General features: G+C 70.8%; 10 protein-coding genes. 3 read left to right on the top strand and 7 right to left on the bottom strand.

The annotated features are described in order from the left end of the window. Window positions 1–130 precede the first annotated feature (130 nt). Window positions 131–1,531 (top strand): Gfo/Idh/MocA family protein, encoded by a 1,401-nt coding sequence (locus IE302_RS01315; protein WP_191250890.1) that lies wholly within the window; start codon window positions 131–133, stop codon window positions 1,529–1,531. Between the two features lie 49 nt (window positions 1,532–1,580). On the opposite strand, the gene IE302_RS01310 is transcribed toward IE302_RS01315, so the two are convergent. Beyond that, the gene (locus IE302_RS01310; protein WP_191250888.1) at window positions 1,581–2,378 is read right to left on the bottom strand and encodes an adenylate/guanylate cyclase domain-containing protein; all 798 of its coding nucleotides are present in this window, start codon (window positions 2,376–2,378) and stop codon (window positions 1,581–1,583) included. 264 nt (window positions 2,379–2,642) lie between these two features. Between IE302_RS01310 and IE302_RS01305 the strand changes: the two genes are divergently transcribed. Both IE302_RS01305 and IE302_RS01300 read left to right on the top strand, forming a co-directional pair. Continuing rightward, entirely contained in the window at window positions 2,643–3,239 is a 597-nt protein-coding gene (locus IE302_RS01305; RefSeq protein ID WP_191250886.1) for a DUF6801 domain-containing protein, read from the top strand. An 81-nt stretch (window positions 3,240–3,320) separates the two neighbouring features. Beyond that, window positions 3,321–4,136 (top strand): MBL fold metallo-hydrolase, encoded by an 816-nt coding sequence (locus IE302_RS01300; RefSeq protein WP_229907540.1) that lies wholly within the window; start codon window positions 3,321–3,323, stop codon window positions 4,134–4,136. Here the strand turns inward: IE302_RS01300 and IE302_RS01295 are convergent. From IE302_RS01295 to IE302_RS01270, 6 genes are read right to left on the bottom strand one after another with little or no spacing between them, the layout of a single operon-like run. After that, entirely contained in the window at window positions 4,129–5,442 is a 1,314-nt protein-coding gene (locus tag IE302_RS01295; RefSeq protein WP_191250884.1) for an MFS transporter, read from the bottom strand. The two genes, IE302_RS01300 and IE302_RS01295, sit on opposite strands and share 8 nt — an antisense overlap. 21 nt (window positions 5,443–5,463) lie before the next feature. Then, window positions 5,464–6,324, bottom strand: coding sequence for a DUF3592 domain-containing protein (locus tag IE302_RS01290; protein WP_191250882.1), 861 nt, complete (start codon window positions 6,322–6,324; stop codon window positions 5,464–5,466). A gap of 11 nt (window positions 6,325–6,335) precedes the next feature. After that, window positions 6,336–6,863: a DUF3592 domain-containing protein gene (locus IE302_RS01285; RefSeq protein ID WP_191250879.1), complete on the bottom strand. Its 528-nt coding sequence runs from the start codon at window positions 6,861–6,863 to the stop codon at window positions 6,336–6,338. A gap of 58 nt (window positions 6,864–6,921) precedes the next feature. Further along, complete coding sequence (locus tag IE302_RS01280; protein ID WP_229907539.1) at window positions 6,922–9,969, bottom strand: hypothetical protein; 3,048 nt, start codon at window positions 9,967–9,969, stop codon at window positions 6,922–6,924. Further along, window positions 9,956–11,011: a hypothetical protein gene (locus tag IE302_RS01275; RefSeq protein ID WP_191250878.1), complete on the bottom strand. Its 1,056-nt coding sequence runs from the start codon at window positions 11,009–11,011 to the stop codon at window positions 9,956–9,958. Before IE302_RS01275 ends, IE302_RS01280 begins: the two co-directional genes overlap by 14 nt. Further along, a complete protein-coding gene (locus IE302_RS01270) occupies window positions 11,008–12,330 on the bottom strand; it encodes a hypothetical protein (RefSeq protein ID WP_191250876.1) in 1,323 nt (440 codons plus the stop codon). The genes IE302_RS01275 and IE302_RS01270 overlap by 4 nt, the downstream gene beginning before the upstream one ends. Between the last annotated feature and the right edge of the window lie 100 nt (window positions 12,331–12,430).

Below are 12,430 nucleotides of genomic sequence, written 5' to 3'. Positions count from 1 at the left end.
AGCACCGCCGAACAAGCAGTCAAACTGCGCATTAGTGCAGTTTTATGCTCACTTTGATGCATCTCTTGACATATCCGGCGGCGATTGGACACAGTCGGGCAACCGAAGGCGACACGAAGGAGTGTTCTTCATGGCCGACCTGCCCTCTGTCTCCCGGCGGACACTGTTCGGCGGCGCGCTCGCCGCCGGGGCGCTCGCCGCGATCCCGACGAGCGCCACCGCCGCGGAAGAGGCCACCGGAGCGGAAAGCGCGCCCCGCCGCCCTGGTCAGCGCAGCATGATCGGGGTGCCGTTCGAGCGGCACCAGACCGTCCGGATCGGGATGATCGGGCTCGGCAACCGCGGCATGTCCATGATCGGCGGCTGGAGCGCGGTACCGGGCGCCGCGGTCACCGCGGTCTGCGACATCCGGGCCGAGCGCGCGAAGGCCGCCGCGGACAAACTCGCCGCCGACGGGCGTCCGCGTCCGGCCGAGTACGGCGGATCCGCCGACGCCTTCAAGAAGATGCTCGCCCGCGACGACATCGACCTCGTCTACATCGCCACCCCGTGGGAGTTCCACTACCCGCAGGGCAAGGCCGCGCTGCTGTCCGGCAAGCACGTCGGCGTCGAACTGCCGATCGCCACCGAGCTCGACCAGCTGTGGGACCTCGTCAACACCAGCGAGCAGACCCGCAAGCACCTGTTCCTCGCCGAGAACTGCAACTACGGCCGCAACGAGCTCGCGATCCTCAAGATGGCGCACGCCGGGGTCTTCGGCGAGATCACCAACGGGCACGGCGGCTACCTGCACGACCTGCGCGAACTGCTGTTCTCCGACACGTACTACACCGACGCGTGGCGCCGGAAGTGGCACACCCGCAGCACCGCGAGTTTCTACCCGATGCACGGTCTCGCGCCGATCGCCGCGTGCATGGACGTCAACCGCGGCGACCGGTTCGCCACGCTGCGCGCCACGGCGACCGAGCCGAAGGGGCTCGCCGACTACCGGAAGCGCCACATGCCGCCGGGTCACCCGTCGTGGAAAGAGACCTACATCAACGGCGACCTGGTGACCTGCCTGATCGAGACCGAACAGGGCCGGATCATCCGCGCCGAGCACGACGTCAGCTCGCCGCGTCCGTACAGCCGCATCAACAGCCTCGCGGGCAGCCGCGGCATCGTGGAGGACTACCCCGAGCGGATCTACCTCGAACCGGACCACAGCGGGCACGCGTGGAAGGACTTCAAACCGTACCGCGAGCAGCACGACCACTGGCTGTGGAAGAAGCTCAAGGACGACCCGAACCTCGGCGGCCACGGCGGCATGGACTACGTGCTGCAGTGGCGGATCGTGCAGCAGATGCGCGCCGGGCTGGTACCGGACATCGACATCTACGACTCCGCCGCCTGGTGCTCCCCCGTGCCCTTGAGCGTGGTCTCGCTGGCCCGCGGCGGGAAACCGGTCGCGATGCCGGACTTCACGCGTGGCGGCTGGTCGAAGCCGCGGGCCGGGCTCGACTCGCAGCCCTCGGAGATGCCCGGCGCGTAGCGGGCGGTGACGTGACGACGACGGCGGCTGACCGGCCCGCGGAGGACGGTCAGCCGCCGGCCGTGTAGCGGGGAACGACCCGGAACACCCGGAGATCCTTGGGCGTGCCCTTGGCCCGGAAGTTCCGGCGCGGGCGCACGGTGAAGGCGTCCCGGTCGAGTTGTTCGACGACGCTGGCGCTGGCCAGTACCTCGTCGCCGTCCGCGGCGGCCATGATCCTGGCCGCGATGTTCACGTCGATGCCGAGATAGTCGTTTCCGACCCGCTGCGGATTCCCCCGGTGAAGCCCCGCGCGCAGATGAGGAAGGTAGCCGTCGGCCTTGATCACGCTCACGGCGGAACAGGTCTCGTAGGCGGCGTTCACGGCCTCGTCCGGGTCGGCGAACACGGCCATCACGCCGTCGCCGAGCCCTTTGACGACGCTGCCGCGGTGCCCGGTGACGACCGACTCGGTCACCTTGGCGACCGAACGCAGGAGTTCCAGGACGCGCTCGTCACCGGCGTGCAGCGCCCAGGTCGAGAAGCCGACGAGGTCGGTGAACAGCACCGTGATGCCGTCCGCGGCCACCGGCCGGGTGCCGGACCGGCGGACGGCCTGCCAGGCCTGGACCGCGGCCAGCCCCAGCTCGCGGGTGGCACTGGGCCGGTCGGCTCCCGCCTCGGTGAGCAGCCGCGCGAGCCGGTCGGACGAACGGCCCGTCGGCGGCGCGAGCGGGTCACCGAGCGCCCCCTCCCCCGGGACGAGGCCGCGGAGGAACCGCGCGCCGCGCACCAGTTCGCCACGCTGGTCCGTCGCGCGCAGGAACCTGCGGGTCCGGAGGTGCCACGGCTCGGCTCGTTCGGTCACGGGAGTCAGGATAGTCACGCGAGGCCTGTCCGGTCAGGGCGGCGGTGGCTCCCGGCCCGCCCGGAGCACCTGTCACCGGGGTGACAAGAAAACGTCGGGCATTTCCCCTTTCCGCCGTCGCGTGACAATTCACGAACGCGCCATTCCGCATACGCGTGACAAGATCAACGCGTAAAGAAAACGCGAGAGACCTTTCCCTTTCCTCGTTGGTGACTTTCCACCTAGATTCGGGGTCGAGCCCATTCAACGACGAAAGGACCTGACATGACGGAAACCCTGGTGCGAAAGGGTGTTCGCCGGTTCTGCGCCGCCGGGATCGCGGCCGCGGTAGCCGGAACCGTGATGCTCACCGCGGCGGGAACCGCGGCCGCCGTCGAAAAGAATCTCACTTACAAGGGCGGCTTCCCCATCATCGGCGACCAGCAGGTCGCGGTGGTCGTGAAGGCGGAAATCCCGGCGACGGCCAAGGCCGGGACGCCGATTTCGGTGCCGTTCACCCTCGACGTCGATTCCGGCCAGGCCGCGGGCGACGGGCTCCGGCTGGTCGGCGCCAAGAAGCTCTCCGGCACGATCAGTTCGAAGGTGAACGTCGCGCTCGGTGATCAGAAGGTGGCCATCCCCATCGAGCTGCCGATCCCGGACACCGAGGTGCCCGCCGAAGGGTCGCTGAAGTTCACCGCGGCGGGCAAGGTCGACTTCACCATCCCGGCCGGGACCCCCGCGGGTGAGGCCACCAGCAGCGTGGACCCGGCGGCGACCTCGCACATCAAGACCGACAGTTCGCTCGGCGAGTTCGACGTGCAGCTCACGCTCGACCCGCCCGACCAGGACGCCACTCTCGGCAAGACGACCGTCAGCTGATTCCCGTCTTCCCCCGGCTCGCCGAGCCGGGGGAAGACGCGTCTTGACCTCCAGCGCACTGGAGGTCGCAAGCTGTCGATCATGTGGATCTGCGACAGGTGCGGTATCGAACATCCAGCGAGCCCGGAGCCACCGACGTGCGTTCTCGACCGGGGCGAGGTCGGCATCGAGGAAGCCGGTGACCTCGGCGCGCACACCGGACGATGGTGGACGCACGAAGAACTGATCTCCGCGCCGCACAAGACGTTGCACCGTGATCACGGCCGCGGCCTGCACAGCATCAAACGAGAGCCGCATTTCGCGATCGGGCACTGGTCCTTCGTCGCGGTGACCCCGGCGGGCGCCCTGCTGTGGGATCCGCCGTCCTGGTTGGACACCGAAGTGCTCGACGTCGTAAGCGGTCTCGGCGAAGTCACCGCGATCGCCACCAGCCATCCGCACATGTTCGGCGCGCAGCTCGGCTGGAGCCGCGCGCTGGGCGGGGTCCCGGTGCTGGTCAACGAACGCAACCGCGAATGGCTGCCCGCGCCCGACCCGGCGTTCGAGTTCTGGGACGAGCACGCCGAACCCTTGCCGGGTCTCGAACTCGTGCGGCTCGGCGGGCATATGCGCGGGAGCGCCGTGGCCAGGACGCCGGACGGCAGCATCCTGGCAGGCGACACGATCACCGGCGGGCTCGCGCCGGACTGGGTGTCGTTCCAGCGCAACTTCCCCAAGCACATCCCGATGTCCGCGGCCGTGGTCCGCCGCATCGTCGACCGGCTGGACGACTTCCCCTACGACCGGCTCTACACCCTCGGCGGCGACACCATCGACAAGGACGCCCGCGCGGTGGTGCGCCGAAGCGCCGAGACCCACATCCGGTGGGTCAGCGGCGACTTCGACCACCTCACTTGACGATGTTCTTCTCCTTGCGGCGGAAGAACAGGGCGATGACGCCCGCCATCGCCATGAAGAACGCGACCGACCACATCCCGGGGCGGAAGCTGCCGGTCAGCCCCTGCAGCCAGCCGACGAGATAGGGGCCCACGAAACCCGAGAGGTTGCCGAACGAGTTGATCAGGCCGATGCCGGCGGCGGCGCCGACCCCGGTCAGGAACGCGTTGGGCAGCTGCCAGAACACCGGGACGGCGGTGAACACGCCGACCGCGCAGAGGGTCACCGCGGCCATCACCAGGAACGGCGACCCCAGGTACAGCGCGGCGGCGATCGAGACCGCGCCGACGAACGCGGCGATGGCGACATGCCCGGCACGTTCGCCGGTACGGTCGGAATGCCGTGCCCACAGCACCATGGCGACGGCGGCGATCGCGTAGGGAATCGCCGTGATGAGCCCGATTTCGACGATGCTGTAGGTGGTCTGGAACTGCTGCTGGAAGCCCTTGATCACCTGCGGGAGGAAGAACGCGAGGACGTAGAGGCCGAAGATGATTCCGAAGTAGACGGCGCTCAGCGCGAGCACACGAGGGTCGGTCAGCGCCGAGCGCGTGCTCACCTCGTGGGCGACCGTTTGCGTGTCCTCCGCGTCGAGAGTCGACTGCAACGACGTGCGCTGGCCCGGTGTCAGCCATTTCGCGTCCTTCGGCTTGTTCGGCAGCAGGAAGAACACCGCCACGCCGAGCAGGATCGAAGGCACGCCCTCGGCGAAGAACATGAAGCGCCAGCCCGCGTCGAAACCGAGGACGCCCTCGCCGTGCTGGATGAGCAGGGCGGAGATCGGGCTGCCGAGGACCGACGAGAGCGGCACCGCGAGGAAGAACAGCGCGACGATCTTGGCCCGCACCTTCCGCGGGAACCAATAGGTCAGGTACAGGATGATGCCGGGGAAGAACCCGGCCTCGGCGATACCGAGCAGCACCCGCACGATGTAGAAGCTGACCTCGCCCTGGATGAACGCGGTGGCCGAGGCGACGATGCCCCAGGTGACCATGATCCGCGCGATCCAGACGCGGGCGCCGACCTTGTGCAGGATGACGTTGCTGGGCACCTCGAAGAAGAAGTACCCGACGAAGAACAGGCCGGCGCCGAGCCCGTAGGCGGCCGAGCTGATGCCGAGATCGGCGTTCATGGTGAGCGCCGCGAACCCGACGTTGACCCGGTCGAGATAGTTGAGCAGATAGAGCAGCCCGAGGAACGGGACCAGCCGGATCATCGCCTTACGGACCGCTTGCGCGGTGGACACCTCTGCCGTCTGTTCGTCCATCCGCGGGAGTGTAGAGGGCGGTCAGAACAGCGGTGGCAGGAAGGCACCGAGGTTCCCGCCGGCGGCCCGATCAGCGGGATCGGGATCCACTTGCACCACGTCGGGGTCGCGCGGGTCGTAGGTGACCTTCACCGTCGAACCGCGGGCCGGGGCCTGGAGCGGCGGGGTGATCATCGTCGCGACGACCGTCCGCTCCCCCGTTTCCGTGGGGTACCGGACCTGCACGGTGAACCGCGGATTCCCCATCACCCAGACGTTCGTGAACTCGACACCGATGACCTGCCCCATCACCTGGACACCGGTCTGGGCCAGCGCCTGCGCCCGGTCGTCCGCCTCCGCCTTGGTGACGAACGCCCGCCCCAGCACCATGATCATGACCAGCGCCGTCACCCCGGCCACCGCGGGCACGAGATACGGCTCGTAGTAGACGATCCAGTCGACGTCGGTCCACGATTCGGGCGCGCCTTCGCCGAACGGCAGCCGTTTCCCGACCGCCTCGGGCGGCGTCCACGACGGGATCGCGACGCCGGTGCCCAGCGCGATGCCGAGCGACGCGGCCAGGCTGCCCGACCGGAAGCCGACGCCCATCCCGCGCAGGGACATCCCGCCGCTCCACATCATCGCGAACCCGAGCGACGAAGCGATCGTGATCGCGATGCTGAAGAGCAGGACGAGGGAGACCGCCGGGCCCGCGTCGGCCCCCCACGCGTCGACGCGGTTCAGCGACATCAACCGGAAGCCGTCCAGCAGCCCGAGGGCACCGGACCAGCCCGCGACCGCCCAGGCGAGCGTCGTCGGCACGCCGAGCAGCCACAGGCGCAGGCCGGGACGGCGGGCCCGCCGGGGGTCTTCCGGCAGGCCGAACTCGAAGGACCCGAACATCGCCGCCCCCTCTAACCGATCGGGCCGAACACGGCGACCTTCGCCGGGTCGGCGGGGTCGACGCGGGCCTCGTGCCGGGTACCGGGCGCGTACTGCTGGATCGTCGCCAGCGGCGCGATCAGCGAGGTCACGGTCCCGTAGGTGGTGCCGTCGGCGCGGGTGACTTCGAGCGTCGCGGTGTACTGCGCCTGTCCGGCGATCTTCCGGCCGGTCGGCTCCAGCTCACGGATCACCAGGGTGGCGGGCTCGCAGGTGTCGTAGAGCCGGCGCAGTTCGGTGCCGTAGGCCTGCAGTTCCCGCTGCTGGCTCAGCTGCTCGTCCATCGGCAGCGCCAGGAACGCCGCCATGTCCGGGTCCGCGTTGAGGTTCCGGAACGCCTGCGCGGCCAGCTGCGGGGTCGGCAGCTGCGGGGTGATGTCGTGTCCCTGCGCGGCGGCGGCCTGCCGGAACTGCTCGGCGTGCCGCTGGAAGTCCTGCTGCCCGCGGGCCATGCCCTGCTGCGTCGCGTCGTTGATCTTGTCGCGGATCTTCTTGAACATCGGGTGCCGCCTTTCGCTGTGTCGTTCTCGATGGACACAGCTTCGGCGGGCCGTCCCGCTACCGAACCCAGGTTTTCCCGTCGTCGGTCGCGTCGAGGCAGGTCAGCGGCGCCCAGAACACCGGCGAGGACGCGGGTTCGGGCTTCTCGCGCCAGCGGGCGAGCCGGGATCGCTGCCACGCGCACAGCTCGGTGACCGGGTCCTCACCGGCGAGCGCGGTGTCGACGGCGATGACCAGTTCGGACATCGGGTCCGAACCGGGCACGGCGGCCGACGTCGGCAACGCCCAGACCGTGGCGGCGACCAGCCCAGCCCCGGCCGCGACGGCGGCGAGCAGCACACCGAACGGTTCGGCCAGGCCGAAATCGCCCGCGCTGGCGCAGCCGATCAGCGCCACCCGCGCGGGCATCGTGTCCACTTCGGACAGTGCGAGGTCGGCGGCGGTGAACGGCCGGTGCGGTCCGATCGGCGCGGCCGTGCCGGGGAGATCCGCCGAACAGGACAGGTGCAGTGCGGTCTGCGCGCCGTGTTCGTCGCGCACGCGGCTGACGTGTCCCACGAACACCAGCCGGGAACAGGGCCGCGCCAGCAGTTCGGCGAGCAGCCGGCGGTCGGTGTCGGTACGGCGGACCAGATCGAGCCCGCGCGCGGCCGCGGGGAGGACCGGCCCGTCGGCGAGCCGCGCGTCCAGATGGCGGATCAGCGGCGACGTCGTGTCCTGCTTGCCGAGCACCGAACCCAGCTCGCCGAAGGCACTCTGGCCGGGGATGCGCGGGTCGAGCAAGTAGACCGGTGGGCCGTCCGCGACGGGCGGACGGCGCGGGATCGCGGCCGGGGCGAGCAGCGAGACGTCCGCGACGTCGAGAACGCGCTCGTCGCCGTCGAAACAGGTGCCGATCTCGTCGAGCTCGAGCACGTGATCGGCCCGTCGGTCGGGCAGCGCCAGCAGTCCCCACGGGACACCGGCGAGGCTCGGCGACGGCTGGATCCGCAGGAGCGGACGGTTTCCGCCGGCGGCGGCACGCCGGAGCGCCGTGACCAGGTCGGCGGGCAGAAGATTCAGCGCGAGAACGCGAGCCAGGCGTTGCTCACCGGCGAAGCCGCCGAAAGCGTCTTCGCCCAGCGAGCGCCGGACGGCCTCGGCCACGCTCTCGCCCTCGTGCGGAGTCGGTGAGGCGGCGTCCAGGAATTCGCGGGCGGTTCCGACCAGGGCGAACTCGATCGGATGCGTGTGGACGGTGTCGAGATCTCCGGTCGTCCGCCAGCTGAGGAAGGTGTGCCCGGCGTCGGCGAAGCGCAGGACGAACGTCTCGCGACCCGGGCGGGCAGCGGGCCAGGTCTCGATGATTTCGGTGGCGGGCCGGGGAAGCCGGTACCGCTCGGCGGCGAGGCCGAGCCATCGGTCCAGCTCCGTGCCGGACGACGGCGACCAGCGCAGGACGGGCGGCGGGGCGAGCCGGAGCGGAAGCGCCGCCGTGACGGAACCCAAGGCCGCCAACGGAAGCCGGTCGTCCTCGGTGGACGGGGCCAGTTCGAGGGACGGCAGTGTTCCGGTCAGGTCTAGCGACGGCCCCTCGACCCCCGTGTACGCACCGACCGCACACGTACGCTCGATCAGTTCAGCCGTCAGCCTCCGTTCCCCCAGCTGGGCCAGCAGCGCCAGCACCATCCCCATCGTCGGGGCCGCGATGTCACGCGCCCACGCCGTGCGCGCTTCCGGCGAGACGAACTCGAATCGGTATTCCGCCGCCGCGAGTGTCAGCGGGAGCAGCAGATCCAGCACCGCCCGCGGATCCTCGCCCCGGGCGAACCCGATCGAAGCCGCGACGAAATCCGTGTGCAGGAGAGCCGGCCAGTCGCCCGACGTCCGCGCCGATTCCCGCGCGCGGGTCGCGTAGTCCTCCGCCGTCGCCCAGTCGCCTTCCGCCGCGGCACAGCGGGCCAGTGCCGTGTCCAGCAGACGCAGGCCCGGAACGTCGCCGTTGGCCGAGCGGATCGCTTTCGCGTGTTCGAACTGGTCGCGGGCCTGCCCTACCTCACCCACCATCAGCAAAAGGCCACCCAGCGCGTGGCTCGCCTCCGCGACGTCGCCGGTCAGGCCCGCTGCCGCGAGTTCGTCGCGGGCGGAGACGATCGCGGCGACAGCGCCGGGGAAATCGCCTGCCAGGGCCCGGTCCGACGCCAGCTCGATGGCCACCTTGGCGGCCAGCGGGCGGCCCTCGTGCTGGGCGCTCAGCCTCAGCAGGTCCGCCCGTGCGTCGGCGTCCTCACCGCCCGCCTGGCGGACCCGGGCACGTTCGGCCCTGGCCATGGCCTGCTGGTGCATGACCCGCTCGCGGACCTCGTCGACCTCCGCGAGGACGTCCAACGCCGCCAAGATCTCCTCGATCGCCGTCCGCGCACCCGCGAAATCCCCGGCGGCGATCTGGACGCGCACGTCGAAGATCCGCAGTTCCAGCTCGTCGACGCCGTGGACGTCGAGCAACTCGGGCGGATACTGTTCCGGCCCGGCCTCCTTGCGGAACGCCGCCCGTCGCCGCTGCCCGGCGATCAGCTCGCTCGCCTTGGCGACGTCACCTTCCTCCGTGGCCAGGGAGATGAGCACGCGCTCGGCGACCTCCCGGGAGCCTTCGATCATCCGCGCTTCGGCGTACTGTCCGAAGTGGACAATGGCGGCGGTGCTCACCTTGAAGACGTGGAGCACGGCTTCGGCGCATTGGCGCGCGTTCCGCAGATCGCCCGCCGAATAACAGAGTGTGGCCAGATCGCTGACCGCGGCGAGTTCGAGGTCCGTCCGGTCCAGTTGGTGCGCGATCTCCCGCATCCGGGCGTACTTCCGCTGCGCGCCCGCGACGTTCCGCGTGACGGCGAGTCGTTTGGCCTGGTCTTGGACCTTGTCCGCCTCCACCAGCAGCTTCCGGTACTGGCGTTCGGACAGCGAGCATGCCGGCAGTTCCCCGTACGGAGCCGGATCGAGGCCGAAATGCCTGGCGACACAACGACAGTTGTACCCGTGCGAGCTCGCCGCGCTCAGTTCGGGCGGGAGCGGACGGTCCGGCGGGTTCCGCGGCGGCGGCATGCCGACGAGCACGTCAGAACTCCTCATCGTCGGAGACGGCCGCCGCCCGTTCGGCGAGTGTCCTGGCCTCCGGCGGACGTGCCCGGACGAGCGCGACCACCTGGGCCCGGTCCTCGGGAGTGGTCCCGGCGACCCCTGCACCCGCCACACCGACGACCAGCGTGATCCGTCCACCGTGGACGCCCGCGGCGAGCCGGGTCGCGGCGTCGTCCAGGTCGGCCGTTCCGGCGAACCGCCCGGCGCCCAGTGCCAGCGGCACCTCGGCGAACGGCTCGCCGTCGTGCGCGGCGACCGCGGTCAGCGCGGCGTCGGCGAACGCGCCCGCGACCTCGACTTCGAGCCGGGCGGCGGCCGCGGCCGCGGTGATCCGCCAGGTCACCGTGTCTTCGGCGGCGTCCAGGATCCCCGGCGGCACCCGCGCCCAATCGACGCTCGCCCGCCCACTCGTCAGTACGCCTTCGCCGGTCGTGCCCGGATCGGTGCCCGCGGCCAGCGCGTACGCGCGCTGACCCGATGCCGCTGTTTCCCAGCGTGCCGACACTTCCGCCGCGGCTTCGGCGCGCACGACGTCGTCCTGACCGTCGAACCAGGTCGCGAGCCGGGCGCACAGTCCGCGGACTTCGCCGGCGACCGGTGGCGCGGCGGCCAGGAGCGCGCCGTCCGCGGTCGCGGCGTCGAACAACTCGGCGGGGGAAGCTTCGAAACCGTCGAGAAGACCTTCCGCCAGGTCCTCCACCTCGGCCGTGGCGACCGCCGTTTCGAGGTCGAGCAACGCCGGATCGAGCGAAGGCACCCCGAGCGACGGGCTCGCGGGCCACCAGCGACGCAACCACAGCAGCAACGCGAGCCTGCCCAGTTCCGGACGGGCGGGGAGATCGGCTTGCCCCTGGCCGAGCACGGTGAGGCTGGTTTCCGGGCCCGCGAGCCGGGTCAGCCACGGTTCGGCGGCCCCGGCGTCGCTGAGTTCGAGCCGCATCGAGGTCGCCCGTCCGCCGAGCAGATCGGCGAGCGCGAACCGGATCAGGCCACCATCCGCCGCGACCGCGGGGGTGTGCACCGGATGCGTCACGACACGGCCTCCAGATCCGGCAACCGCGCCACCAGCGCGCGGCGCACCTTCGTCCGCAGATCCAGCGAGGTCGACCGGACCACGCCGGTGACGAGGTCGCGGACGTCGGCGGCGTCGGCGGGCAGGTCGCCGCGGACGTCGAAGCCGTGCAGCCGGACCCACAGCCTGCTGAGGAACTGCTTGGCGAACTCGCGCAGATCGCGCAGGAGTTCCGCGTCGGGTCTCGGGGTGAGCGGCGTGGCGCCGGCCAGGGCCCGGCGGGCGTGCAGGACGTAGCCCTCCCTTGCGACCTGGGCGTTGAGCCGGCGCGCGAACTCGGGGACGCCCGCGGGCGGGGCGCCGTCGAGTGGCCGCAGCGCGGGCGCGAGGACGACTCCGAGCGCGAAGCAGGCTGCCAGCGCTGGCACGCTCAACCCGAATCCAGCGGCGACCCGGGCGAGCTCGTCGTCGACGAGGTCGGCGACCGGACCCCGCTCGTCCGGCGCGAGACGGCGCAAAGTCGCGCGCACTCGCCGTTCGACGCTGCGTTCGAGGAGTTCCGCGCCGGTCTCGTCACGCCGGTTCAAGGGCGGCACGGCGGTCCGGTCCCCGCGCTGGAGACCGAGATCCGGCGCGGGCAGCCCCGAGATCTCCTGGACGACAAGGGTCACCGCGTCCGCTCCGCCCGGGAGCCGCAGCGCGAGCCCGAAAGCGTGTCCGGCGGCCGAACCGGCGAGTGCACGCCAGGCCGGATCGGAGACTTCGTCCACAAAGGACTTCAGCAGTGCGGTGTCGCGGTCCGAAGCGGGTTCGGCGGCCTCCGTGTGCCAGCGGCGCTCCAGCTCGCGGGTGAGGTCCGCCGCGATCCGGGGATCCGCGAGATACCCGGCGAGCTGATCGACGCCCGCCGTCTCGCCGTCACCGTGCAGGTCACGCAACGCCGCCGCGGCCGTCTCGTCCGCCTCGGGGCCGGGCGCGCCGAAACCGGTCGCCAGTTCGTACGCCAGCGGGAAGCAGACGTCCTGGACGTTGCCCGTCGTGATGCGCAAGGCGCGGCGCCCGCGTTTGAGGTGGGCGAACCACGCGGCCGTCGCGCGCAGCCTGTCCGCGTCGGCCAGCAGCAATTCCGTCACGTCCGCCGCCGCGGCCGGGTCCAGCACGGGGCGGCCGAGCCGGGGACGCGCCGCCGTGCGGATCACCAGCGGGTCGATGATCTTCTTGATCGTCCGGGTCAGCGGCCCGCCGTCGGCCGAAGACAGGACCTCGACGCCGTCGAGACTCGCCCACACCTCGGCGAGGACGGCCGAACGCAGCCTGGGCTCGCTCGATCCCGTCGTCACTCGCTCTCCCCCTCGCGCCGGTTTCACTCTATCCGAACCGAGCGACAGTGACCCACGTCACGAACACCACACTTGACTGACCGTCGGTCAGTCGAACTAA

Origin of the sequence: Amycolatopsis oliviviridis (assembly GCF_014654365.1) — a bacterium.
GTDB lineage: Bacteria > Actinomycetota > Actinomycetes > Mycobacteriales > Pseudonocardiaceae > Amycolatopsis > Amycolatopsis oliviviridis.
Note: the sequence above shows the minus strand (reverse complement) of the source record. Positions and strands in the feature narration are given on the sequence as shown.

Bases quoted from the DNA above. Each gene is read 5' to 3' on its own strand.
- IE302_RS01315 (WP_191250890.1), top strand. From the start codon at position 131: ATGGCCGACCTGCCCTCTGTCTCCCGGCGGACACTGTTCGGCGGCGCG.
- IE302_RS01305 (WP_191250886.1), top strand. From the start codon at position 2,643: ATGACGGAAACCCTGGTGCGAAAGGGTGTTCGCCGGTTCTGCGCCGCC.
- IE302_RS01300 (WP_229907540.1), top strand. From the start codon at position 3,321: ATGTGGATCTGCGACAGGTGCGGTATCGAACATCCAGCGAGCCCGGAG.
- IE302_RS01295 (WP_191250884.1), bottom strand. From the start codon at position 5,442: ATGGACGAACAGACGGCAGAGGTGTCCACCGCGCAAGCGGTCCGTAAG.
- IE302_RS01290 (WP_191250882.1), bottom strand. From the start codon at position 6,324: ATGTTCGGGTCCTTCGAGTTCGGCCTGCCGGAAGACCCCCGGCGGGCC.
- IE302_RS01285 (WP_191250879.1), bottom strand. From the start codon at position 6,863: ATGTTCAAGAAGATCCGCGACAAGATCAACGACGCGACGCAGCAGGGC.
- IE302_RS01280 (WP_229907539.1), bottom strand. From the start codon at position 9,969: ATGAGGAGTTCTGACGTGCTCGTCGGCATGCCGCCGCCGCGGAACCCG.